The organism is Streptomyces sp. NRRL F-5727 (assembly GCF_000719555.1).
Taxonomy (GTDB): Bacteria; Actinomycetota; Actinomycetes; order Streptomycetales; family Streptomycetaceae; genus Streptomyces.
This window is the reverse complement of the sequence record NZ_JOGX01000088.1, coordinates 1-22,913: the sequence shown is the minus strand read 5'-3', so window position 1 is coordinate 22,913 and position 22,913 is coordinate 1. Positions and strand designations below refer to the sequence as shown.

Annotated in this window: 22 protein-coding genes; 9 read left to right on the top strand and 13 right to left on the bottom strand. The window is 73.3% G+C overall.

Annotation, left to right across the window (positions count from 1 at the left end; genetic code table 11):
- Positions 1-368: hypothetical protein (locus tag IF73_RS41300; protein ID WP_031014833.1), on the bottom strand; the 368-nt coding region annotated here is incomplete at its 3' end.
- A 78-nt stretch (positions 369-446) separates the two neighbouring features.
- On the bottom strand, positions 447-2,102 hold the full coding sequence (locus IF73_RS0134470) for a protein kinase domain-containing protein (protein ID WP_031014831.1): 1,656 nt from the start codon (positions 2,100-2,102) through the stop codon (positions 447-449).
- A gap of 292 nt (positions 2,103-2,394) precedes the next feature.
- Here IF73_RS0134470 and IF73_RS0134465 point away from each other — a divergent pair, with 292 nt between their 5' ends.
- The gene (locus IF73_RS0134465) at positions 2,395-4,071 is read left to right on the top strand and encodes a protein kinase domain-containing protein (RefSeq protein WP_031014829.1); all 1,677 of its coding nucleotides are present in this window, start codon (positions 2,395-2,397) and stop codon (positions 4,069-4,071) included.
- A gap of 7 nt (positions 4,072-4,078) precedes the next feature.
- On the opposite strand, the gene IF73_RS0134460 is transcribed toward IF73_RS0134465, so the two are convergent.
- The 3 genes from IF73_RS0134460 to IF73_RS0134450 all read right to left on the bottom strand — a co-directional run bounded on the left by IF73_RS0134460 (position 4,079) and on the right by IF73_RS0134450 (position 6,358).
- Positions 4,079-5,095: a phosphotransferase gene (locus IF73_RS0134460; protein WP_031014827.1), complete on the bottom strand. Its 1,017-nt coding sequence runs from the start codon at positions 5,093-5,095 to the stop codon at positions 4,079-4,081.
- A 15-nt stretch (positions 5,096-5,110) separates the two neighbouring features.
- The gene (locus IF73_RS0134455) at positions 5,111-5,542 is read right to left on the bottom strand and encodes a pyridoxamine 5'-phosphate oxidase family protein (RefSeq protein WP_031014825.1); all 432 of its coding nucleotides are present in this window, start codon (positions 5,540-5,542) and stop codon (positions 5,111-5,113) included.
- A gap of 156 nt (positions 5,543-5,698) precedes the next feature.
- Positions 5,699-6,358: a response regulator gene (locus IF73_RS0134450; RefSeq protein WP_031014823.1), complete on the bottom strand. Its 660-nt coding sequence runs from the start codon at positions 6,356-6,358 to the stop codon at positions 5,699-5,701.
- 342 nt (positions 6,359-6,700) lie between these two features.
- Between IF73_RS0134450 and pdhA the strand changes: the two genes are divergently transcribed.
- The 5 genes from pdhA (at position 6,701) to IF73_RS0134425 (ending at position 12,376) form a co-directional block, all read left to right on the top strand.
- Complete coding sequence (gene pdhA / locus IF73_RS0134445; RefSeq protein WP_031014820.1) at positions 6,701-7,882, top strand: pyruvate dehydrogenase (acetyl-transferring) E1 component subunit alpha; 1,182 nt, start codon at positions 6,701-6,703, stop codon at positions 7,880-7,882.
- A 2-nt stretch (positions 7,883-7,884) separates the two neighbouring features.
- On the top strand, positions 7,885-8,865 hold the full coding sequence (locus IF73_RS0134440) for an alpha-ketoacid dehydrogenase subunit beta (protein ID WP_031014818.1): 981 nt from the start codon (positions 7,885-7,887) through the stop codon (positions 8,863-8,865).
- Positions 8,866-8,878: 13 nt separating this feature from the next.
- The gene (locus IF73_RS0134435; protein ID WP_031014816.1) at positions 8,879-10,285 is read left to right on the top strand and encodes a dihydrolipoamide acetyltransferase family protein; all 1,407 of its coding nucleotides are present in this window, start codon (positions 8,879-8,881) and stop codon (positions 10,283-10,285) included.
- A gap of 91 nt (positions 10,286-10,376) precedes the next feature.
- A complete protein-coding gene (locus tag IF73_RS0134430; protein ID WP_031014815.1) occupies positions 10,377-11,063 on the top strand; it encodes a GntR family transcriptional regulator in 687 nt (228 codons plus the stop codon).
- Positions 11,060-12,376, top strand: coding sequence for an MFS transporter (locus tag IF73_RS0134425; RefSeq protein ID WP_031014814.1), 1,317 nt, complete (start codon positions 11,060-11,062; stop codon positions 12,374-12,376). The genes IF73_RS0134430 and IF73_RS0134425 overlap by 4 nt, the downstream gene beginning before the upstream one ends.
- Before the next feature lie 13 nt (positions 12,377-12,389).
- Here the strand turns inward: IF73_RS0134425 and IF73_RS0134420 are convergent, their stop codons facing one another.
- Positions 12,390-13,217: a maleylpyruvate isomerase family mycothiol-dependent enzyme gene (locus tag IF73_RS0134420; protein ID WP_031014813.1), complete on the bottom strand. Its 828-nt coding sequence runs from the start codon at positions 13,215-13,217 to the stop codon at positions 12,390-12,392.
- A gap of 163 nt (positions 13,218-13,380) precedes the next feature.
- Between IF73_RS0134420 and IF73_RS0134415 the strand changes: the two genes are divergently transcribed.
- Together IF73_RS0134415 and IF73_RS0134410 are read left to right on the top strand one after the other, a co-directional pair.
- Positions 13,381-14,187, top strand: coding sequence for a carbon-nitrogen family hydrolase (locus IF73_RS0134415; protein WP_031014811.1), 807 nt, complete (start codon positions 13,381-13,383; stop codon positions 14,185-14,187).
- Positions 14,184-15,305 (top strand): SMI1/KNR4 family protein, encoded by a 1,122-nt coding sequence (locus IF73_RS0134410; protein WP_031014808.1) that lies wholly within the window; start codon positions 14,184-14,186, stop codon positions 15,303-15,305. The genes IF73_RS0134415 and IF73_RS0134410 overlap by 4 nt, the downstream gene beginning before the upstream one ends.
- A 13-nt stretch (positions 15,306-15,318) precedes the next feature.
- On the opposite strand, the gene IF73_RS0134405 is transcribed toward IF73_RS0134410, so the two are convergent.
- Genes IF73_RS0134405 through IF73_RS0134390 form a run of 4 tightly spaced genes read right to left on the bottom strand, consistent with a single transcriptional unit; the run spans position 15,319 to position 18,684 of the window.
- Positions 15,319-16,131 carry a hypothetical protein gene (locus IF73_RS0134405; protein ID WP_031014806.1) on the bottom strand — a complete coding sequence of 271 codons (813 nt, stop codon included), beginning with the start codon at positions 16,129-16,131 and terminating at the stop codon, positions 15,319-15,321.
- Positions 16,132-16,184: 53 nt separating this feature from the next.
- Positions 16,185-16,796 (bottom strand): hypothetical protein, encoded by a 612-nt coding sequence (locus IF73_RS0134400; protein ID WP_031014804.1) that lies wholly within the window; start codon positions 16,794-16,796, stop codon positions 16,185-16,187.
- A 38-nt stretch (positions 16,797-16,834) separates the two neighbouring features.
- On the bottom strand, positions 16,835-18,289 hold the full coding sequence (locus IF73_RS0134395; RefSeq protein ID WP_031014802.1) for a hypothetical protein: 1,455 nt from the start codon (positions 18,287-18,289) through the stop codon (positions 16,835-16,837).
- A 14-nt stretch (positions 18,290-18,303) separates the two neighbouring features.
- Positions 18,304-18,684 (bottom strand): hypothetical protein, encoded by a 381-nt coding sequence (locus tag IF73_RS0134390; RefSeq protein WP_107049385.1) that lies wholly within the window; start codon positions 18,682-18,684, stop codon positions 18,304-18,306.
- 258 nt (positions 18,685-18,942) lie between these two features.
- Here IF73_RS0134390 and IF73_RS0134385 point away from each other — a divergent pair, with 258 nt between their 5' ends.
- Positions 18,943-20,151, top strand: a complete 1,209-nt coding sequence (locus IF73_RS0134385; RefSeq protein ID WP_051717608.1) for a trans-sulfuration enzyme family protein — start codon at positions 18,943-18,945, stop codon at positions 20,149-20,151.
- A 65-nt stretch (positions 20,152-20,216) separates the two neighbouring features.
- Here the strand turns inward: IF73_RS0134385 and IF73_RS0134380 are convergent, their stop codons facing one another.
- Genes IF73_RS0134380 through IF73_RS38955 form a run of 3 tightly spaced genes read right to left on the bottom strand, consistent with a single transcriptional unit; the run spans position 20,217 to position 22,796 of the window.
- Positions 20,217-20,702, bottom strand: a complete 486-nt coding sequence (locus tag IF73_RS0134380) for an LURP-one-related/scramblase family protein (RefSeq protein ID WP_031014794.1) — start codon at positions 20,700-20,702, stop codon at positions 20,217-20,219.
- Between the two features lie 45 nt (positions 20,703-20,747).
- Positions 20,748-21,497, bottom strand: a complete 750-nt coding sequence (locus tag IF73_RS0134375; protein WP_037881431.1) for a DUF4239 domain-containing protein — start codon at positions 21,495-21,497, stop codon at positions 20,748-20,750.
- Positions 21,498-21,500: 3 nt separating this feature from the next.
- Positions 21,501-22,796 carry a hypothetical protein gene (locus IF73_RS38955; RefSeq protein WP_031014788.1) on the bottom strand — a complete coding sequence of 432 codons (1,296 nt, stop codon included), beginning with the start codon at positions 22,794-22,796 and terminating at the stop codon, positions 21,501-21,503.
- Positions 22,797-22,913: the final 117 nt, after the last annotated feature.

Below are 22,913 nucleotides of genomic sequence, written 5' to 3'. Positions count from 1 at the left end.
GGGGTGGGGGCGGTGGCGCCGGTGGGCGGTCCGGTGGGCGCGGTGGTGCCGGCCGCGGTGGGGCCGTGCGCGGGTCCGGCGGTGGGGCCGTGCGCGGGGGCGGCGGCGCGGCCGGCGGGGGTTCCGGCGGCGCCGGCGGCGGGTCCCGCGGGGGCCTCGGCGGCTTCGGCGAGGGCCGCGCCGGAGATCCCGTACAGGGTGAAGGCGCAGGCCAGCGCGGGGCCGAGGGCGGTTCTCCGGATGCTCCGGAGCGCGGGGCCGGACCGGGCGGCCCGCGCCGCCCGCGTCCGCCTCCGGGCGCGGCGGTGTCCGCCACCGCCTCCGCCGCCGCTGCCGCGTCTGCCGGTCCCGCCGCGTGTGGGAGTCACCGGGATCCCTCCCCTGCCGTGCCGCCGAGGTGTCCGACTCAGCGTCACATGACGGGGCGATCCCGGCATCCGGGGCGGCTACTTCTGGGGGTTGCCGGTGGAGATCTCCAGGGTGAACTCGGCGTCGGCGGCGCTGATGTCCGTACCGGCCGGCGGGTACTGGGCGAGGATCGTGTCCTCGCCGTAGGTGTTCTCGTCCACCGGGGTCTGCTTCTTGATCTTCCACCCGGCGGCGTGCAGGCAGTCCTTCACCGAGGTGAGGTTCTTGTAGGTGAAGTCGGGCACCTCGAACTTCTCGGGGTCGTCGCTCGACTCCCGCGGCTCGGTGCACTTCTTCGTCTCGATGGTCTTCGACAGGTCCGGGCCCTTGTGGCCGGGGCTGTCGGTCTGGGTCTGCTCCCCGCCGGTCGTGGCGCCGGCGGTGCCGGTGGCGCCGGTGGTGCCGCCGGTCTCCTTGTCCTTCATGTTGACGGCGGCGATCACGCCGCCGACCGCGATCAGGGCGACGAGGACCGCGCCGACGATCACCGGCATGTTCCGGCGCGGGGCGGCGGGGGCCGTCGGGGCGGGGGTCGGCGTGGGCGCGTAGGAGACGGGCTGCGGCGTCGGGTAGCCGGGGGCCGGGGTGGGGGCCTGCTGCGGGTAGCCGTACGCCGGGTTGGGCGCCGGCGTGGGAGCCGGCGTCGGCGGCCCGTACGGACCGGGCTGCGGCGTGTGCGCCGGGTACGGCTGCTGCACCTGCGCGGGCTGGTGCGGCGGCGGGGTCTGGCCGACCGGCGGGAAGACGGCCGAGCCGACGCCCGAGCCGCTGTTCACCGGCGTGCCGGGGACGATCACGGGGGCCGCGGACTGGCCGGCCGCGAGGACCCGCAGGCACTCGTCGCGCATCGCGGCGGCGCTCGGGAAGCGCTCGTTCGGGTTCTTCCGCAGCGCGCGGGCGACCAGTGCGTCCATCGCGGGCGTCACCGAGCGGTTGACGGAGGACGGGGCGACCGGCTCCTCCTGCACGTGCGCGTAGGCGATGGCGAGCGGGGAGTCGGCGTCGAAGGGGAGCCGGCCCGTCAGCAGCTGGAAGAGCATGATGCCGACCGAATAAAGGTCGGAGCGGGCGTCCACCGCCCGGCCGAGCGCCTGCTCGGGGGAGAGGTACTGGGGGGTGCCGACGACCATGCCGGTCTGGGTCATGGAGGTGACGCCGGACTGCATGGCGCGGGCGATGCCGAAGTCCATGACCTTCACGACGCCGCGCTTGGTCATCATCACGTTGCCGGGCTTGATGTCGCGGTGGACCAGGCCCATCTCGTGGCTGACCTCCAGCGCGGCGAGCACGTCCGCCGTCACCTTCAGCGCCTTGTCGGCGGGCATCGCCCCGTACTGGCGGACGTCGGAGGCGAGCACCGAGCCGAGCGGCTGGCCCTCCACGTACTCCATGACGATGTACGGCATGAGCCCGCCGTCGAGGGTGTCCTCGCCGGTGTCGAAGACCGAGACGATGTTGGTGTGCGAGAGCTTCGCCACGGCCTGCGCCTCGCGGCGGAACCGCTCGCGGAAGGACGCCTCGCGGCCCAGCTCGGTGTGGAGCGTCTTGATGGCGACCTGGCGGTCCAGCGCGCTGTCGTACGCGAGGTAGACCGAGGCCATACCGCCCTCGCCGAGGAGGTCGCGCAGCTGGTAGCGGCCGTTCGCGACCGAACCGCCCGCGTAGCGGCCGCCCTGAGCGCCGTCGTGGCTCATGTCTGCTGTCCCCCTGCGCCCCGAGGCGTCGGTCCGTCGTGTGCGGCCGGACCTCGATATCCCGCCGATTTTCTGGGCCAAGTCTGCCCGAGGCCCCTGACACGTCAAGCCGGGTGCCCGTTCCGTGACCCTCCGTACCGGTGGAGTCGGGCGGGGGCCGGGCGAAACCCGCGGAATTTGCACAGGCGTACGCGAGAAGGGTTGGATGGCCGGTCATCGCGAACCGTGATGTCGCACGAAGCCTGTAGCGTGACGACTGACCCACGGCACGGACAGACGACGGCGAGGACTCATGGAACCCGGATCCGACGCAGGTGGCGGTGTGCCCGGCGCTGCCGCGGAGTCATGGGGAGTCGGCCGCGTCGTCGGCGACGGCCGCTACCGTCTGACGCACCGTCTGGGCCGCGGCGGCATGGCCGAGGTCTTCGCCGCCGAGGACGTGCGGCTCGGCCGCACCGTCGCGGTGAAGCTGCTCCGCTCCGACCTCGCCGAGGACCCGGTCTCCAAGGCCCGGTTCACGCGCGAGGCGCAGTCGGTCGCCGGCCTCAACCACCACGCGATCGTGGCGGTGTACGACTCCGGCGAGGACATCGTCGACGGCCGCCCGGTGCCGTACATCGTGATGGAGCTCGTCGAGGGCCGCACCATCCGTGACCTGCTGGTCAGCGCGGAGGCCCCGGGGCCCGAGCAGGCCCTGGTGATCGTCTCCGGCGTCCTGGAGGCGCTGGCCTACTCGCACCAGCACGGCATCGTGCACCGCGACATCAAGCCGGCCAACGTGATCATCACGAACACCGGCGCCGTGAAGGTCATGGACTTCGGCATCGCCCGCGCCCTGCACGGGGCGCAGGCGACGATGACGCAGACCGGCATGGTCATGGGCACCCCGCAGTACCTCTCCCCGGAGCAGGCGCTCGGCAAGGCCGTCGACCACCGCTCCGACCTGTACGCGACGGGCTGTCTGCTCTACGAGCTCCTCGCGCTGCGGCCCCCCTTCACCGGTGAGACGCCGCTGTCGGTGGTCTACCAGCACGTGCAGGACATCCCGGTGCCGCCGTCCGAGGTCCGCGGCTCGACGCCGCCGGAGCTGGACGGCCTGGTGATGCGCTCGCTCGCGAAGGAGCCGGACGACCGGTTCCAGAGCGCCGAGGAGATGCGCGGGCTGATCCAGTACAGCCTGGAGATGCTCCGGCAGCAGGGCGGCCACACCGGCACCTGGAACACCGGCCCGGTGACCGTCCACGAGGGCGGGCACACGCCCGTGAACGGCATGGCGGCGACGACGGCCATGGGTCACCCGCCGCTCGGCGAGACGGCGCAGGGCCGGATCGTCCCGCTGCCCAACCCCGACGACGGCGGTTACAACGGCTACGACGACGGCACGGGCGGCACCGGCGGCTACGGCCAGAACGGCGGCTACGGCGGTCACGACGACGGCCGGGGCCGGCGGAACAGGATGGTGCTGTTCGCCGCGCTCGCGCTGGTCGCGATCGTCGCCGGCGTCGTCTTCGCGGTGAAGATGGCGGGCGACGGCGAGAAGGAGAAGAAGCCGGTCACGACGCCGACGACGGTGTCGCAGTCGCCGTCCACGGCCTCCGAGGAGCCCACCCCGTCCGAGGAGCCGTCCGAGGACCCGAACACCGGGCAGCCGAGCGACAGCAGCGGCGGCGGCGACGGCGGCACCACGCAGCAGCCGTGGAACCCGGACCCGACGACGGCGCCGACGACCGCTCCGACGACGCCGCCGCCGACCACCGAGCCGACGCCCACCGAGGAGCCGACGACGGACCCGACGGAGACCGGCGAGCCGACCACCGAGCCCACGGCCACCGAGGAGCCGACGGACCAGCCCACGGACGGCGGCGACGCCGGCGGCCAGACCGACCCGACCGGCGGCGGCAACGGCGACCCGAACACGCCGCCCACGGACGACTCGGGCGGCGGCGACGCCGGCGCCACGACCCCGTAAGGGCGTCTCAGTCGGAGAAGGCGTCGCGGACGGCGTCGTACTCCCGGGTCCACCACACGGCCAGGGCCGACACCGCGGGGAACTGCGGGTCGGCCCTGCGGTCGTTCAGCTGGTAGCGCCAGCGCAGCGTCCAGAAGTCGTTCAGCCGCTCCCACCACACCCGGTGCACCGCCGCCGCCAGCTCCGCGCCGTCGGCGCCGGTGGCCCGCCGGTACGCGCGCGCGTAGGCCCGCACCTTCTCCAGGTCCAGCTCGCCCCCCGGCCGTACGAAGAAGATCGCGGCGGCCCGGACGGCCTCCTCGGCCCGGGGGCGGACGCCGAGGCGGTCCCAGTCGACGATCGCGGCCGGTTCGGCGCCCCGGTAGAGCAGGTTCAGCGGGTGGAAGTCGCCGTGCACCCAGCCGGCCGTGGCGGGCGCCGGAGGGCGCCGGTGGGCGTGCTGGGCGATCAGCCGGCGGCGCTCCCGCAGCCGGTGCTCGGCGAGCGCGTCGAAGCCGCCGTACGGGCGGTGGGCGCGGGCCAGCCGGATCAGCTCGGCGATGTCGCGGAAGGTGTCCTCGGGGCGGGCGCTGTCGTGCCGGTCGCCGGCCGGCGGCGGCTCCATGACCCGGTCCAGGGTGGTGTGGACGCGGCCGAGGAGGGCGCCGAGCCGGCGGGAGCCTCCGGTGGTGAGCTGGGCGCCGTCGCGGTGCCGTCCCTCGACCCAGGGGTGCAGGGCGTAGCAGCGCCCGTCGATGACGGCGACGGTGCGGCCGCGGCTGTCGGGGAGCGGCGGGGCCACCGGCAGGCCCAGCGCGTGCAGCCGCTGGGTGGCGCGGTGCTGGCGGGTGATGGTGGCCCGGTCGGCGGTGGGGGCGTCCAGGTGCTGCTTGAGGAAGTAGCGGCCGCGGGTGGTGGAGAGCCGGTAGCCGCGGTTGAGCAGGCCCTCGGTGACGGGGACGCAGGACAGGGGCTCGCCGGCGTGCGGGTGGCGGCGCAGCAGGGCGCCGACCGGAGGAGCGGGGTGTTCAGATGAGCGCGGCACTCCGCAGATGTTAGATCACGCTGCGTGGTGCAGATGTCGCGGTGCGGAACCGGCCGCGGGGCCGTAGTCGATGCTGTGCACCGTGACGAACTGGGGTTCGATCCGCAGGTAGACGGGGACGAACGGCTCGCCGTCCACGCTCAGCGGCTCCGGGCCGAAGGCGGCCAGCTCCGCCGCGGTCGGCTCGACGATCTCGGCGGTGCCGGTGAACTGCACCGAACACAGGACGCCGGAGACCGGATCGAGATCGTCCGCCCCGTAGGCGACGACGCTGCCGCTGCACGCCTGGTGGTAGCCGAGGCCCTCGTGCATGCGGATCACGACGCTGCCGTCGGAGACGATGTGCCGGGCGGGCGCGACGAAGGGCATCGCCCGCATGCTCGTGGCGACCCGGCCGTACGACGCACGGCCGAGCAGTTCGATGGCGCGGATCTCCTCGGTGGACATGGTTCCACTCTCCGCCACCGGCACCCTGTCGGGAAGGGGCCGCGGCCCCGTCCCCCCGGGGACGTAGGTCCCGAGAACCGGCGACGGGCCCGCGCCGCTCCCCATGGCCGGGACCGGCGGGGGGAGCGGCGCGACCCCGGCGGGACCCGGTGGCTCTCAGTGACGCTCGGCCTGCATCCGCGCGACATACGCGGCGGCCTGCGAACGGCGCTCCATGCCCAGCTTCGACAGCAGGCTGGACACGTAGTTCTTGATGGTCTTCTCCGCCAGGTGGAGGCGCTCGCCGATGGCCCGGTTGGTCAGGCCCTCGCCGATCAGATCGAGGATCTTGCGCTCCTGCTCGGTGAGGTTGGCGAGCTTGTCGTCACCCTTCGGGCTGTTTCCGTCCCGCAGCCGCTCCAGGACCCGCGCCGTCGCCACCGGGTCGAGCAGCGACTTGCCGGCCGCCACGTCCCGGACCGCGTTCAGCAGTTCGTTGCCCCGAATGGCCTTCAGGACGTATCCCGAGGCTCCGGCCATGATCGCGTCGAAAAGCGCCTCGTCGTCCGCGTACGAGGTGAGCATCAGGCACTTGATCGAATCGTCCTGGGAGCGGACCTCGCGACAGACCTCGACCCCGCTGCCGTCGGGCAGCCGGACGTCGAGCACCGCCACGTCGGGGCGGGTCGCGGGGATCCTGACCAGGGCGTCGGCCGCGGTTCCGGCCTCGCCGACCACCTCGATGTCGTCCTCCACGGAAAGCAACTCGTGGACGCCGCGCCGGACGACTTCATGGTCATCCAGCAGAAATACCCGGATTTTTCCTTCTTCGCGCACGCAGCCAGTCTCACATATTGGCTCTTCCGGTGCCCGGGGTAGGCGGGTTACGGTGCCGGATGTTCCGACGACGGCGTCGGGCCGCTGCTCAGCGCGCTGACCTGGGTGAGCTCCCGCTTTTCTCGATTTACTTGGAAATCCAAGCAAAATCGCAGGTCAAGTGGGGTTTCGCAGGAATGCCGCGCTATGGGTAACGTGCCTTACGACGGCGCTCGCCGGGACACCTGTCACGCCGACCCCGGCCGCGTCGCACCCACCCCGTGCGCAGGGTACGGATAAGGCGGAGAGCCGCACTGGCCTTACCGGCGAACCCGGGGGCCGGACCGACGGAGGAGCACGCACGTGACCGTGGAGAGCACTGCCGCGCGCAAGACGACGCGACGCAGCAGCGGCGCCAAGCGCACCACCGGCGCCAGCGCCGGAGCCAAGAAGGCCGACCAGGCTCCGGCCGGGGAGCCCGAGCTCGTTCAGCTGCTGACGCCCGAGGGCGAGCGCGTTCAGCACCCCGACTACGACATCGACCTGAGCGCCGAGGAGCTGCGCGGTCTCTACCGCGACATGGTTCTCACCCGCCGCTTCGACGCCGAGGCGACCGCCCTGCAGCGCCAGGGCGAGCTGGGCCTGTGGGCCTCGCTGCTCGGCCAGGAGGCCGCCCAGATCGGCTCCGGCCGGGCCCTGCGCGACGACGACTACGTCTTCCCGACGTACCGGGAGCACGGCGTGGCCTGGTGCCGCGGCGTCGACCCCACCAACCTGCTGGGCATGTTCCGCGGCGTGAACAACGGCGGCTGGGACCCCAACAGCAACAACTTCCACCTGTACACGATCGTCCTCGGCTCGCAGACCCTGCACGCCACCGGCTACGCCATGGGCATCGCCAAGGACGGCGCGGACTCCGCGGTCCTCGCCTACTTCGGCGACGGCGCCTCCAGCCAGGGCGACGTCAACGAGTCGTTCGTCTTCTCCGCGGTCTACAACGCCCCGGTCGTCTTCTTCTGCCAGAACAACCAGTGGGCGATCTCCGAGCCCATCGAGAAGCAGACCCGCGTCCCGCTCTACCAGCGCGCCCGCGGCTTCGGCTTCCCCGGCGTCCGCGTCGACGGCAACGACGTCCTCGCGTGCCTGGCCGTCACCCGGTCGGCGCTGGAGCGCGCCCGCCGGGGCGAGGGCCCCACCCTGATCGAGGCGTTCACCTACCGGATGGCCGCCCACACGACCTCCGACGACCCGACCCGCTACCGCCGCGACGCGGAGCGCGAGGCGTGGGAGGCGAAGGACCCGATCCTCCGCCTGCGCGCGTACATGGAGAACGAGGGCCACGCCGACGCGGCCTTCTTCGAGGAGCTGGAGGCCGAGAGCGAGACCCTCGGCAAGCACGTCCGCGAGGTCGTCCGCGCCATGCCCGTACCGGAGCACATGGCGATGTTCGACCACACCTACGCGGACGGGCACGCGCTCGTCGACGAGGAGCGCGCGCAGTTCGCCGCCTACCAGGCGTCCTTCGCGGACGGAGAGGCCGAGTAATCATGGCTGTTCAGAAGCTTCCCCTCGCGAAGGCGCTCAACGAGTCGCTGCGCAAGGCCCTGGAGACCGACCCCAAGGTCGTCGTCATGGGCCTCGACGTCGGCAAGCTCGGCGGTGTCTTCCGCATCACCGACGGCCTCCAGAAGGACTTCGGCGAGGACCGGGTCATCGACACCCCGCTCGCCGAGTCCGGCATCGTCGGCACCGCGATCGGCCTCGCCCTGCGCGGCTACCGCCCCGTCGTGGAGATCCAGTTCGACGGCTTCGTCTTCCCGGCGTACGACCAGATCGTCACCCAGCTGGCGAAGATGCGGGCCCGCTCGCTCGGCACCGTGAAGATGCCGGTCGTCATCCGCATCCCGTACGGCGGCGGCATCGGCGCCGTCGAGCACCACTCCGAGTCCCCCGAGTCGCTCTTCGCGCACGTCGCGGGCCTCAAGGTCGTCACCCCGGCGAACTCCTCCGACGCCTACTGGATGCTCCAGCAGGCGATCCAGAGCGACGACCCGGTCATCTTCTTCGAGCCCAAGCGCCGCTACTGGGACAAGGGCGAGCTCGACACCGAGGCCATCCCCGGCGAGCTGCACAAGGCCCGCGTGGCCCGCGAGGGCACCGACCTCACGCTGGTCGCCTACGGCCCCATGGTGAAGACCTGCCTGGAGGCGGCCGCGGCCGCCGCCGAGGAGGGCCGTTCGGTCGAGGTCGTCGACCTGCGCTCGATCTCCCCGCTGGACTTCGACACCATCCAGGCGTCGGTCGAGAAGACCCGCCGGCTGGTCGTCGTCCACGAGGCCCCGGTGTTCTTCGGCTCCGGCGCGGAGATCGCCGCCCGGATCACCGAGCGCTGCTTCTACCACCTGGAGGCCCCCGTCCTGCGGGTCGGCGGCTACCACGCGCCGTACCCGCCGGCGCGCCTGGAGGAGGAGTACCTGCCGGGCCTGGACCGCGTGCTCGACGCCGTCGACCGCTCGCTGGCGTACTGAGGAGAGCACCGCCATGACGATCCGCGAATTCAAGATGCCCGACGTGGGCGAGGGCCTCACCGAGGCCGAGATCCTCAAGTGGTACGTCCAGCCCGGTGACACCGTCACCGACGGGCAGGTCGTCTGCGAGGTCGAGACGGCCAAGGCCGCCGTCGAGCTGCCGATCCCCTTCGACGGCACGGTCCACGAGCTGGTCTTCCCCGAGGGCACCACGGTCGACGTCGGCCAGGTCATCATCTCGGTGAACGTCGGCGGCGGCGCCCCGGCCGCGACCCCGGCCGCGACGCCGGCGTCGACCCCGGCCGCCGCCCCCGTGCAGGAGCCGGTGGCCGAGGAGCCCGAGCCGGAGGGCCGCCAGCCGGTCCTCGTCGGCTACGGCGTGGCCGCGAGCTCCACCAAGCGCCGCGCCCGCAAGACCGCGCCCGCCGCGCCCGTCGCGGTGGTCCCCGAGCAGCTGAACGGGCACGGCGCCGTGACCGCCGCGCCCAAGCCGCTGGCCAAGCCGCCGGTGCGCAAGCTCGCCAAGGACCTCGGCGTGGACCTCGCGGCGGTCGTCGCGACCGGCCCGGACGGGATCATCACCCGCGAGGACGTGCACCGCGCCGCCGCCCCGGCCGCACCCGCGGCCCCGGTCCAGGCACCGGCCGCCCCGCAGGCCCCGGCTCCGGCCCCCGCCGCCCCCGTCCAGGCGCCCGCCGCTGCCGTCGGCGCCGGCGACGCGCGGGAGACCCGGGTCCCGATCAAGGGCGTCCGCAAGGCCACGGCGGCGGCGATGGTCGGCTCCGCCTTCACCGCCCCGCACGTCACCGAGTTCGTGACCTTCGACATCACGCGCACGATGAAGCTGGTCGAGGAGCTCAAGTCCGACAAGGACATGGCGGGCCTGCGGGTCAACCCGCTCCTGCTCATCGCCAAGGCCGTCCTGGTCGCCGTCAAGCGCAACCCGGAGATCAACGCGGCCTGGGACGAGGCGGCGCAGGAGATCGTCCTCAAGCACTACGTGAACCTGGGCATCGCCGCGGCCACGCCGCGGGGCCTGATCGTCCCCAACATCAAGGACGCGCACGCCCAGACCCTGCCCCAGCTCTCGCGGTCCCTGAGCGAGCTGGTCGCCACCGCCCGCGAGGGCAAGACGACCCCGGCGGCCATGCAGGGCGGCACCTTCACCATCACCAACGTCGGCGTCTTCGGCGTCGACACCGGTACGCCGATCCTCAACCCCGGCGAGTCCGCGATCCTCGCGGTCGGCGCGATCAAGCTCCAGCCGTGGGTCCACAAGGGCAAGGTGAAGCCGCGTCAGGTCACCACGCTGGCGCTCTCCTTCGACCACCGCCTGGTCGACGGCGAACTCGGCTCCAAGTTCCTGGCCGACGTGGCTGCGATCCTGGAACAGCCGAAGAGGCTCATCACCTGGGCGTAGTCGTCCGGTTGGCGTGTTTCACGTGAAACAGGCCCGTCCACATCGCGGACGGGCCTGTTTGTTGTACACCCCTTGTATCTATGCTGTGCGCATGCCCTCCGCCGCACCGCCCTCCACCGAGCAGCCCACGGAACAGCCCCTCAAGCAGCCGCCCGCCGCCGAACGGGTCTACAGCCACGTCAAGCGGGCGGTTCTCGACCGCCGTTACGAGGGCGGCACCCTGCTCACCGAGGGGGAGCTGGCCCAGGCCGTGGGCGTCTCCCGCACCCCCGTCCGCGAGGCGCTGCTCAAGCTGGAGATGGAAGGGCTGCTGAAGCTCTACCCGAAGAAGGGCGCCCTCGTCCTCGCCGTCTCCGCCCAGGAGATCGCCGACGTCGTCGAGACCCGGCTCCTCGTCGAGGAGTTCGCCGTCCGCAAGGCCGTGCCCGCCCCGCCCGCGCTCCTCACCCGCCTCGAGGAACTCCTGGAGGAGCAGCAGCGGCAGGCCGGCGCCGGAGACCTCGCCGACGTCGCCGTCACCGACCGCTGCTTCCACGCCGAGATCGTCAGGCACGCCGGCAACCAGATCCTGGCCCGCCTCTACGACCAGCTCCGCGACCGCCAGCTCCGCATGGGCGTCGCCGTGATGCAGGCTCACCCCGACCGGGTCGCCCAGAACATCACCGAGCACGCCGAGATCCTCGACCGCCTGCGCGCCGGCGACGCGGAGGGCGCCGCCGCCGCCGTCCGCCGCCACCTCGGCCGCGTCGGCAGCCTGGTCCGGGGTGAGGACCGGTGAGCGGCCGCAACGGCTACGGCTCCGCCGTCACCCTCCCCGGCGACCCGCCCGGCGGCCGCCGCGCCGCCCTCGTCTGGGGCGTCGGCGTCGGCGTCTACTTCGTCGCCGTCATCTTCCGCACCTCGCTCGGCGTCGCCGGACTCGACGCCGCCGACCGCTTCCACGTGGGCGCCTCCGCGCTCTCCACCTTCTCCATACTCCAGCTGCTGGTTTACGCCGGCATGCAGATACCCGTCGGCCTCATGGTCGACCGGCTCGGCACCAAGAAGGTCCTCGCCCTCGGCGTCGTCCTCTTCACCCTGGGCCAGCTGGGCTTCGCGCTCTCCCCCACCTACCCCATGGCGCTCGCCTCCCGCGCCCTCCTCGGCTGCGGCGACGCCATGACGTTCATCAGCGTCCTCAGGCTCGGCGGCCGCTGGTTCCCGGCCCGCCGCGGCCCCCTCATCGCCCAGCTCGCCGGCCTCATCGGCATGGCCGGCAACCTGGTCTCGACCGTCGTCCTCTCCCGCGCCCTGCACGGCCTCGGCTGGACCACCACCTTCGTCGGCAGCTCCCTCGCCGGCGTCCTCGTCCTGGTCCTGCTGCTGCTCTTCCTCAAGGACCACCCGGAGGGGTACGAGCCCACCCCGGTCAAGCACGCCGGCGCCGCCTACGTCCGCCGGCAGATCGCCGAGTCCTGGCGCGAGCCCGGCACCCGGCTCGGCCTGTGGGTGCACTTCACCACCCAGTTCCCCGCGATGGTGTTCCTGCTGCTGTGGGGGCTGCCGTTCCTCGTCGAGGCGCAGGGCCTGTCCCGCGGCACCGCCGGCGAGCTGCTGACCCTCGTCGTGCTCTCCAACATGGCCGTCGGCCTCGCGTACGGGCAGATCATCGCCCGCCACGGCGGCGCCCGCGCCCCGCTCGCCCTCGGCACGGTCGCCGCCACCGCCCTGCTGTGGGCGGCCACGATCGCGTACCCCGGCGACCACGCCCCGATGTGGCTGCTCGTCACCCTCTGCGCGGTCCTCGGGGCCTGCGGACCGGCCTCCATGATCGGCTTCGACTTCGCCCGCCCGGCCAACCCGCCGGAGCGTCAGGGCACCGCCTCCGGCATCGTCAACATGGGTGGTTTCGTCGCCTCGATGACGACGCTGCTCGCCATCGGCGTGCTGCTCGACGCGACCGGCGACGACTACCGGATCGCCTTCTCCTCGGTCTTCGTCCTCGAAGCCCTCGGCGTCGTCCAGATCCTCCGCCTCAAGTCCCGCACCCACCGGCGGGAACGCGAACGGCTCGTCGCCAGCCGCGTGGAGGCCGTCCACGTCCCCGTATAGCGACCACGGGTGTCTACTTCGGCGTCACCGCGAAGTGGTCGAGGATCGCGGCCGCCAGCTCCGGGTCGCCCTCGGTCTTGATCCGGTCGGCCACCTCGGCCGGCCGGACCCGGCCGCAGGCCAGCCGCACGTACGTCTCCCAGTCCGTCGCCAGCGTCACCGCCGGGCCCAGTGACGGCGCCCCGTCGATCGAACCCCGCCCCTCCGCGTCCACCCGCACCGTCCGCAGGAACTCCACCGGACCGGTCACGTCCACCACGACCGCCGAACCCGCGGGCGCGCCCGCGTCCTTCGCGACCACCTTCGGCAGCGCCTCAAGGAGCAGGTCCCGCACCACCGTCGCGCCCGGCGAGTCCAGGTTCCCCGGCCGCCCGAGCGCGACCCGCAGGTCCTGCTCGTGCACCCACGTGTCGAAGGCCCGCAGCCGGTAGCCCTGCTCCAGGGTCTGCTCCGCGCCCAGCGGCGCCCGGATGACGTGATCGGGGGAGCGGTTCTCGTTGCGGAGCTGCCGGGCCCGGCGGATCAGGATGTACTCCAGCTCCGAGGTCATCTCCGGCGCCGTGTGGTGCCGCCGGACGTCGACCTGCACCTCCATGTAGCGGGCGAAGTCACTGCGCACGTGGTACAGGTCGCGGGGGAGCGAGTGGATCGGCCGCGGGTCGCCGAGCATCTCCGTCTCCATGCCGATCACATGGGACACGATGTCGCGCACCGACCAGCCGGGGCACGGAGTCGCCCGGTTCCACTCGCCCTCCACGAGCGGCTGCACCAGCTCGGCTATCGCTTCGATGGAATGGGTCCAGGCGTCGGCGTAGTTCTGGAGGCTGGGATGGACGGTCACGGGACCCCTCGACGTTCTTCGGTGCGGGCTGAAAACACGACTGGGCGACAGTGGAATGGGAGGCTCGGACGCTAAGTTACGCTCCCCGGGAGCACCCCGGCAGTGCTTTCGTGTGACGATCGTAGGCCGGTGTTGACGGCTTCAACGCCAGGACGGTGGTAGTGTGCGCGCCTCGCTGATCCAGATCGCGGTAGACCCGGACGAACCGGTCGCCGACCGGCGGGCCCGCGCGGCCCGCCTCGTACGGGAGGAGCACGGGGCCGCGGACCTCGTCGTCCTCCCCGAACTGTGGCCCGTGGGCGCCTTCGCCGCCGACCTCTTCGAGCCCGAGTCCGAACCCCTCCACGGTCCCACCTACACGTCGATGGCTGCTGCCGCCCGCGACGCCGAGGTCTGGCTGCACGCCGGCTCCTTCGTCGAGGCCGCCGGCGGCGCCCTCTATAACACCTCGCTGGTCTTCTCCCCCGACGGCGAACTCGCCGCCTCCTACCGCAAGATCCACCGCTTCGGCTTCGACAAGGGCGAGGCCGTCCTCATGGCCGCCGGGGAGGACCTGGTCACCTTCGACCTGCCGCACCTCACCGTCGGCGTCGGCACCTGCTACGACCTCCGCTTCCCCGAGCTCTTCCGGGGCCTCGTCGACGCCGGCGCCGAGGCGTTCGTCGTCCCCGCCGGCTGGCCCGCCCGCCGCCGCGCCCACTGGCGGCTCCTCGCCCAGGCCCGGGCCGTCGAGAACCAGGCGTACGTCCTCGCCTGCGGCACGGCCGGCAGTCACGCGGGCGTCGAACAGGCCGGCCACTCGCTGGTGGTCGACCCGTGGGGGGAGATCCTCGCGGAGGCCGGCCCCGGCGAGGAGGTCCTGCGGACCGTCCTGGACCCGGCGAAGCCCGCCGCGATCCGCGAGGAGTTCCCGGCCCTCAAGGACCGGGTCCTCGGCGTCGCCGCCCCGCACCGGGCGCGGGTCCGATGAGCGTGACGTCCCGGGACGGCGCCGTCGCCGCCTTCGCCGGGCTCTTCGGGCCGCCGCCCGAGGGGCCCGCGATCCCCGTCGACTGGGCGGCCGTCGAGGAGTGGCTCGGCCTGCCGCTGCCCGCCGACTACAAGGCGATCGCCGACGTCTACGGCCCCGTCGACCTCGGGGAACGGCTCTGGATCCAGACGCCGTACGCCCGCGACCGCGCCGGCTTCGACTACGGCCACTTCGTCGAGGAGTCCCGCCGGATGGCCCCCGGCGTCCTCCCCTTCGGCTCCACCCGCACCTCCGGCACCCTCTTCTGGGACACCGCCGCCGACGACCCGGACGCCTGGCCCGTCCTCCTCCACGACCCGCACGCGGAGCGCGCCGGCCGTGACCCCTGGCGCCGCCTCGGCGTGCCGCTCCTGCCCGCCCTCGCCCTGCTCGTGGAGGAGGGCCTGCCCCGCACCCTGGCCCGCAGCGGCCTCGCCGGCGACTCCGCCGGACCCTGGACCCCGCCGCCCCGCCGCCCGGCGCCGACCCCCGCGCAGCGTGCCGCGTTCACCGGCGGCGGCACCGGCCTCGACACCCTCACCGCCCTCGTCCCGCCGCCCCCGGAGCCGTACCTCGGGGAACGGGACTGGGAATGGACCTACGACCAGCTCGGCACCGTCCTCCCCCGCGCGTACGTCCGCTTCATGGAGACGTACGGCGGCGGCGTCTGGTGCGACTGGCTGCGCTTCCCGCTGCCCTGGGGCACCGGGCAGTACGACGTCGCGTCCTGGGCCGCGTGGTACGGCGACAACTACCGGTCGCTCCGCGCCGACCACCCCGAGTTCCACCCGCTGGCCGCCTGGCCCGAACCGCGCGGCTTCCTGCCCTTCGCGAAGTCCATCGACGGCGACCAGCTGGGCTGGCTCGCCGACGGCGACGACCCCGAGACCTGGCCGCTGATCATCGACCCCCGCCACGCGCGCGTGGGCCCGCCGCTCACCGGCACCCTCACCGGGGTCCTGCTCGCCTGGCTGCGCGGCGAACTCGACGTCGAGGGCCTGCCCCGCCTCACGTACCCGCACGAGGACCCGTTCGCCCTGATCACGTACGAGCCCCGAACGGACCCCCGCACCCGCTAGCGCGGCCCGCCGCTCAGGACGCCAGCTCGGCGGCGTCCGGGAGGAGGTCCGTCAGGGACTGCCACAGCCGCTTCGGCGTGACGCGGCGCAGCCGGAAGGGGCCCTCCGGGGTGACCCCGCCCTCGGCCACCGGCTCCGCCGGCAGCTCCCGCAGCCAGTAGCCCAGCGGCCCGCAGTCCCAGGCCGCCACGGCCCGCGCCACGACGCCCGGCCGGCCGCCCTGGCTCCCCTGCCAGGCGGCCGTGACCCGCCACTGGGAGCGCAGCTCGACGATCAGGTCGGCCAGCGGTCCGGCCGGGCCGCCCGCCGCCTCCAGCGCCGCCGCGACCAGCGCCCGCTCGTCCGCGCCCGGCGTCGACGCCGCCTTCTCCAGGGCGGCCAGGCCCGCCTCCAGCGCGCCGACCGTCGTCTCCACGACCGTCTCCTCCCGCGGCACGTCACCGGACTGGCGGAGCGCGACGAGGTCGGCGAGCGTCCACACCACCGTGCGCGGCTCGACGAGCCGGTAGACGGCCTCGGCCTCGCCCGGCCAGCTCTCGTGGCAGACGACGTTCTCCTCGCCGACGAGGAGCCCGTGGAGCAGGGTGCCCTGCCGGCCGCCGGCCTCCAGGGAGACGATCACGGTCGGCTGGACGACGGTCTTCATCACGGGCAGCAGCAGGGCCGACAGCTCCCCGGCACCGTTGATCAGCCCGGCCTCCCGCAGCTCCGCCTGCGCGCCCGCCATGGACTCCGGCACCGGCTGGCCGGTCGCCATCTGGGCCAGGACGAACACGTGGTCGTCAGCGAGACGGAAACGGGACCGGGTCACATCGAAGGAAGGCATCTTGTCGCTCATTCGCTTGAAAGAAGAAAAAGGGAAGGGGGGGAGGAACGGGATCAGTACTGGGACTCGGCGAACAGGTGCGTCACCCGCGACACCCCCGCCTTCACCGCCCCCAGCCGGGTCAGCGCCGACCGGTCCACCCCCGCGAAGATCAGCGCCAGGGACAGGTCGCCGCCCTCCGCGCGGCCGGCGACCTGGACCGAGAGGCGCCGCTTCTTCCCGCGGCCGGACTCCCGCACGGTGACGGTGACGCCCGGGTCCTCGTCGTCCGGCAGCCGGCTGAGGACGTAGCCGTTCTTGTCGAGCGCGGACAGCCGGTAGTCGTCGCCCGCGAACCGCAGGTGCAGGGCGCGCTGGTCGAGGGTGAGGCCCGCGCGGTTGCGCGACATGGGGACGACCCGGTCGCCGACGCGCAGGGTCGACCGGTTGAGGGTGGGCAGCTTCACGACGTCGGTGTGGATCCCGCGGGCCTCGAAGGAGGCCGTGGGGAGCAGGCCGCCGCGCAGCTCGGAGACGACGGCCGCCTCCTGGTTGCTCCGCGGCAGCGGCGCGGTGAGGACGATCTCGCCGAACTCCCGCGAGACCCCCTTGAAGCCGGCCCGGTAGTCGTGCCGGCCGCCCTCCTTCCACCAGAGCAGCTCGAAGGGGGTGACGTCGGTGTGCATGGTCCCTGTGTCCCTCTCAGTCGAATCCCGGCCGCGGCTCAGTCGAACGGGTTCAGCGCGCTGCCGAGCTTCTTCGCGCCGTCCTTGATGCCGTTGCCGATGTCGGACGCCTTGTCGCCGACCCAGTCGCCGGCCTGCTCCAGGCCCTTGCCGATGGCCTCGTGGTTGTCCCAGATGAGGGCCGCGCCGTACGCCACGCCCGTACCGACGGCCAGACCGAGGGTGACCGGGTTCGGGGCGACGGTCAGCGCCGTCATCGACGCGCTGAAGGCCGTGCCGGTCAGGTCCGAGGCGAACTTCGCCGGATCCGCCTTGATCATGTCGGTGTTGTACGTGGCGAGGTTGGCCACGCCGTACGCGGTGGCCGCGACGCCGCCGACGACACCGGCGCCGCGCAGCCAGCCGGCCGCCTTCGCCGCGTTGGCGAGACCGCCGTTCTGGGCGACCTTGACCAGGTTGGCCTCGGCGGCGGTCGGCATGAAGAAGGCGCCGTTCCGCATGAACCCGCCCCACATCGCCGCCTCGTCGGAGCCGGTGAGGGCGGTGGCCAGGCCCGGCGGGATCCTGCTGAGCAGACTGCCGGGCGCGGCGCCCGCGAGGCGCATGTTGAAGTGCTTGGAGAGGAAGGTGCCGGGCGCGGTCGGGTGCACGAACGGCGGCCGCAGCGCCTTGGAGAGCTTGTACGAGTACATGCCGGCCGCCGTCAGCGCACCGGCGAACGCGCCCGCCGTGATCGTGCCGTTGGTGAACTTGGAGACCAGCTCGGCCAGCTGCGGATTGCCGGTGAGCCGGGTGAGGCCGTCCTTCTGGAGACGCTTGATGTAGTCGTCGAGCGTCTCGTTGTCCTTCATCTCCAGCCAGGCGAGGTTCATCCGCTCGTCCTTGGCCTTGTCGTCGGCCGCGGCGACCTTGTCCGCGCCGCCGTTGAAGCCGCCGATCGTCTCGTCGTTCTTGTCGCCGCCGCCGTCCTTGACCACGGCCTCCAGGTCCTTCTTCAGGTCCTGGTCGGCGAGGTCGAACGCCTTCACACAGCCATCGATCTGCGCGGCCCAGGAGGACTCCGCCTCCCGGACGCTCCGGGCGTGGTCCGGGTCGTGCGCGGCGGCCTGCCGCTCCCCCTGGGTCAGCCGCCCGTAGTCGTACGCGACCCGGCCCTCCTCGGAGACCTTCATGCCGGCCTTCACCGCGTCCGCGCGGGCCGACTCCAGCTGCTTCTTCAGCTCCAGGAACTGCTGGTGCCCGTTGCGCAGCAGCGTCGCGGTGGCCTTCGCCTGCGTCTGCGCCGCCTGGTACTCGTACCGGGTGGCGGCGAAGTTGGTCCGCGCCGCCACGGCGCTCTCGCCGATCCAGGCCGGCGACTCGGGCAGCGACTGCACGCTGTCGCGGTAGCGCTCCTCGACCCGGTGCAGCTCCTTCGCCATCTCGTCCCACTTGTCGGCGGCGGCGGAGAGCTTGCCCAGGTCGGTGGTCATGATCTCGGAATACGTCAGCATGCCGGCGTCCTCCCTCAGTACCCGGCTATGGAGGAGACCGGCTGCACGCCCTTGATCTGCGTGCGGACGCCGACGTCCGTCCCGGAGAGGGTGACGACGGTGCCGCGCAGCGCGCCCTTCTCGTGCGCCAGCCGCGCGAGCAACGCCTTGACCTGGTTGTTCCACGTGGTGTCGACCGTCTTCAGACCGGCGGCGACGGCCCAGCCGCCGAACGCGGACACGGCGCTCGTGGTGGCCTCGTCGGCCCACTTGGCGGCCTTGCCGGTGTTCGGCTCCAGCTCGGTCTCGATGGTGTTCGCCGCCGCCCGCTTCTTCTCGGGCGCCGTACGCAGGTCCGGGGCGCCGCCGACGCCGCCGCGGCCACCGGTGCCGTCGTCCAGCTGGTTCAGCCGCATGGCCGCCGGTTCCTGTGCCGGTGTGGTGGACCGAAGGCCGGCCCATTCCTCGTCAAAACCCATCTCGCGGAGCCCCCATGGCAGTACGACGGACAGCACTTTGCAACTGCACCCGTATGGTTCCCTTTCACCGGCCCGGACACAAGGCGCGTGGCCCGGGCCTCACATGACCCTCACCCGTCCCGGGAGCGGGCGCACGGCGCCACTTCTTCGGGATTGGACCTGGGAACGGCCCTCCGCGGTTCCCACACTGTGGCCATGATCACCGAGAGCACCGCCACCCCGGACCACGGTGTCCGCCCCGAGACCCTCGCCGTGCACCCGCCCCGCGTCGAGATCACCGGCAGCACGCCGCTCGGCGTCCCCCTCCACCAGGGCCACGTCTTCGCCTTCGAGTCCGCCGACGCCCTCGCCGACTCCATGCACTCCGGCGACTCCTTCCTCTACAGCCGCATGGGCAACCCCACCGTCCGCACCCTGGAGGACGCCGTCGCCCGCCTGGAGGGCGCGGCCGGCGCGCTCTCCTTCGCCTCCGGCATGGGCGCCATCAACACCGTCCTCCTCGGACTGCTCTCCGGCGGCGGCCACGTCATCGCCCAGCGCTGCCTGTACGGCGGCACGTACGCGATGCTCACCGACCTCGCCGCCCGCTGGGGCGTCGAGGTCAGCTACGTCTCCGGCACGGACCCGGCGGAGGTCGCCGCCGCGCTGCGGCCCACCACCCGCCTCCTCTACCTGGAGACCATCGCCAACCCCACCACCCGCGTCGCCGACATCCCGGCCCTCGCCGCCGTCGCCCGCGAGGCCGGCGTCCCCGTCGCCGTCGACAACACCTTCGCCTCCCCGCTGCTCTGCCGCCCGCTCGCCCTCGGCGCCGACCTCGCGATCCACTCGGCCACCAAGTACCTCGCCGGGCACGCCGACGTCCTCGGCGGCGTCGTCGCCGTCGGCGACCCCGAGCTTCTCGCCCGGCTGCGCCACTTCGCCGTCGAACTGGGAGCCACCACCGACCCGTTCGCGGCCTGGCTGACCCTGCGCGGCATGCAGACCCTGCCGCTGCGGATGGAACGCCACTGCGCCTCGGCCGCCGACCTCGCCGCCCGGCTCGCGGCGCACCCGGCGGTCTCCGCCGTCCGCTACCCCGGCCTGGACGGCCACCCCGACCGGGAGATCGCCGAGCGGCTGCTGCCGGACGGTGCGGGCGGGGTGGTCTCGCTGGACCTCGCGGGCGGCCGGGACGCCGGCCGGGCCTTCGTCGAGGCGGTCCGGCTGGCCTCCCTCTCGGTCTCCCTCGGCGACGTGAAGACCCTGGTCATGCACCCGGCGTCCACCTCGCACCGCCAGCTCGACGCCGCCGCCCTGGAGGCGGCCGGCATCGGCCCCGGCACGGTCCGCCTCGCGGTCGGCATCGAGCACGTCGAGGACCTGTGGACGGACCTGGAACAGGCCCTGGCGAAGGCGCTCTAGCCCTCCCGCGCCAGCCGCCCGCTCCAGCCCTCCGGCTCCAGCTCTTCCGCTCCAGCCCGCTCGCTCTAGTCCTCTCGCTCGGCCATCCGGATCACGCACACCGCCACCGCGATCAGCAGGGCCGCGTCGGCGTCCTCGCGGACCACGTCCACGGCGTACGTGTCGCGGACGCGCAGCCACCGGCGGGAGATGTGGGCCAGGAGTTCGCCGTCGTACTCGACGGCGAACTCCCGGTCCAGGATCCGCCCGCTGACGTCCAGTTCGGTCCCGTCGACCAGCGTCACCCGGTAGTGGTTGCGCAGCAGCGAGAGCCGCTTGCGGCGCACCGTCGCGAGCGGCCGGTCGTCCCGCTCGATCGTCATCGCGTCCCGCAGCGCGAAGAACTTCTCCCGCAGGGTGACGAGCACCCGCCCCCCGGGGTCCTTCAGCTCCAGCGTGTCCCGCAGCCGCAGCGCCTTGCCGTCGACGAGGAAGGCGTGCCGGCCGTCCTCGTCCTCGATCCAGTAGTCGTCGCCGATCGCGAAGATCTTGTCCCGTACGAGGTATTTCATACGCCATGCCTCCCGCGCGCTGTTTCACGTGAAACAACGCACCCGTCACTCGAAGTAACGGGTGAACGCCTCCGGGCCCGTCCCCAGCGTCTCGCCGAAGGGCTCGTCGAGCTGATGGACCAGCAGCGCGGTGAAGGCGATGAAACCGGCGAGTCCCATCACCATCACCACATGCGTGCGGGTGTGATGGATCCCGAAGATGAACATGAAGGCCAGCGTGAGGAAACCGCCGAGGACCAGCCCGGCCCACAGCACCGGCGACAACCGCTCCTCCGCCGCCGCCTCCCGGCTGCGCCGCGCGTCGTCCACGTACCCGAGCTGGGCGAGCACCTCCTGCGCGGCGATCTGCTGCGAGACGGTGGCGGTGTCGCCGACCTCGCCGGCCCGCCGGAGCTGTTCGAGCAGCCGCCAGCCCTCGGGAGCGAGCGGCTGCCGGGCGGCCATCAGCGGCCACTCCACGTCCACGACGTGGTCGGCGTACGTCCGGGCCGCCGCCCGCAGCGGCTCGCGCCGGTCCTCCGGGAGGGCGTCGGCGAGCAGGTACGTCTGGTGCAGGGCGCTCGCCTCGGCCTGGGCGTGGTCGGAGGCGGCGGTCCGGGTGTCCCAGACGGAGACCAGGCAGAGGCCGAGGACGATCGCGTAGAGGACCGACACCATCATGGCGATGTACTCGGCGACGTCCTCGCGCGGTTCCTCGCTCTCGGGGAGGGGGAAGAGCCGCGTCTTCACGTAGACGGCGAACGCGCCGAGCAGGGCGATCCCGAAGACGACGACGAGCGTTTCGAGCACGACCACGGGTCAGGACCTCCGGTTGCCGAGGAGGGCGGCGGCGAGGGCCGCGGGTACGAGCAGGAGCAGCAGCATCACGACGACCCCCATCTCGTCCGCCTCCCGCCCGCGCCGCCGCAGCCGCCCGAGGAACCCCTCGTCGTCGAGACCGGCGGCCCGAGACGTGGCGTCCGCTGCGGGAGACTCCGGGCGCGAGGACTCCGGGCGCGAGGACGCCGGCCGCGGTGGGTCCGGGCGCGGGGCGGCGGCCACGGCACCCCCTTCCCGTACCCCCTCCGGCCCGGCGGGCGGCGCCTCGACCAGCCCCTCACCACCCACGCCCCCGGGCACGACGCCCGGCGGCGCCCCCACCCCGGCCTCGCCGACACCGATACCGGCACCGGCCCCGGCCTCGGCCCCGGTCGCCGGCGGGGCGTCCGGCGCGGGAGGCCCGACGGGCATCGCCCCCACGGGCGGAGGCACGGCGGCGACGCCACTCCCGGGCGCCCCGGGCGCCGCCCCGCCCACCCCGACACCCCCCGAACTCCCTTCGCCGTCCTGCGCCTCCTCCTCCGGCACGGTGAAGGAGGCCCCGGCGCGCGCGGTGAGCAGCGGTGCCGGGACCCGGCGCCCTGCGCTGTCGTAGGTTCCGACCCGGTCGGTCGCGGTGGCGACACCGGTGCTGCGATGCGTACCGGCCGGCCGCCGCACGGTCGCGGTGCAGCGCACGGAGGCGCCGGACGGGAGCACGGGGACGACGCCGGGCCGCCCACCGCAGTCCAAGGCCCCGGGGGAGAGCCGGAGCGCGGGATCGGTGAGGCGCACGTCGTACAGGGCCCGGTTGCCCCGGTTGGCGACGGTGTACGTGACGGCGGCCCCGCCCGCCGCCACGGCCACGCGCACCCGCTCGCCGAGGACGAGGGCGCCGAGGACGCCGGTGTACCCGGCGCGGTCGGTCGCGCGGGCGGTCAGCCCGAGGGACGGGACGCGGCCCTCGGCGCGGACGGTGGCGGTACGGGTCCCGGGCAGGGCGCGGAAGCGGGCGACGCACTCCATGGAGGTGAGCCCGACGAGGACCCGGCGCGGACACCGCACGACGACGCCGGACGGGTTCCCGGGATCGCGCACCCGCACCCCGTGCAGATCGGCCCCGCCCTGGTTCACCAGCCGGTACCGCTTCACCACCTGCCCCCCGGCCCGCACGGCGACCGGCCGCTCCCCGCCGGACGCCCGGTCGTTGACCGTGACGCTCAGCCGCAGCGCCCGGTCCCCGGCCCCGCCGGCCCGCGCCGCCCCGGACCCGGCGAGCACGAGACAGGGCAGCACGAGCGCTCCGGCGAGCAGCCCGGCCCCGACCCGAACGCCCCGACGCCCCCGGAAGCGGGAGTAATCCGATGATCTGCCCGCACACGTCATGCGCCCACCCCACCCGCTCCCCCCGCC

Bases quoted from the DNA above. Each gene is read 5' to 3' on its own strand.
- IF73_RS0134435 (WP_031014816.1), top strand. From the start codon at position 8,879: ATGACGATCCGCGAATTCAAGATGCCCGACGTGGGCGAGGGCCTCACC.
- IF73_RS0134410 (WP_031014808.1), top strand. From the start codon at position 14,184: ATGAGCGTGACGTCCCGGGACGGCGCCGTCGCCGCCTTCGCCGGGCTC.
- IF73_RS0134385 (WP_051717608.1), top strand. From the start codon at position 18,943: ATGATCACCGAGAGCACCGCCACCCCGGACCACGGTGTCCGCCCCGAG.
- IF73_RS0134400 (WP_031014804.1), bottom strand. From the start codon at position 16,796: ATGCACACCGACGTCACCCCCTTCGAGCTGCTCTGGTGGAAGGAGGGC.
- IF73_RS0134395 (WP_031014802.1), bottom strand. From the start codon at position 18,289: ATGCTGACGTATTCCGAGATCATGACCACCGACCTGGGCAAGCTCTCC.
- IF73_RS0134405 (WP_031014806.1), bottom strand. From the start codon at position 16,131: ATGCCTTCCTTCGATGTGACCCGGTCCCGTTTCCGTCTCGCTGACGAC.
- IF73_RS0134430 (WP_031014815.1), top strand. From the start codon at position 10,377: ATGCCCTCCGCCGCACCGCCCTCCACCGAGCAGCCCACGGAACAGCCC.
- IF73_RS0134390 (WP_107049385.1), bottom strand. From the start codon at position 18,684: ATGCGGCTGAACCAGCTGGACGACGGCACCGGTGGCCGCGGCGGCGTC.
- IF73_RS0134470 (WP_031014831.1), bottom strand. From the start codon at position 2,102: ATGAGCCACGACGGCGCTCAGGGCGGCCGCTACGCGGGCGGTTCGGTC.
- IF73_RS0134455 (WP_031014825.1), bottom strand. From the start codon at position 5,542: ATGTCCACCGAGGAGATCCGCGCCATCGAACTGCTCGGCCGTGCGTCG.
- IF73_RS0134380 (WP_031014794.1), bottom strand. From the start codon at position 20,702: ATGAAATACCTCGTACGGGACAAGATCTTCGCGATCGGCGACGACTAC.
- IF73_RS0134465 (WP_031014829.1), top strand. From the start codon at position 2,395: ATGGAACCCGGATCCGACGCAGGTGGCGGTGTGCCCGGCGCTGCCGCG.
- IF73_RS0134440 (WP_031014818.1), top strand. From the start codon at position 7,885: ATGGCTGTTCAGAAGCTTCCCCTCGCGAAGGCGCTCAACGAGTCGCTG.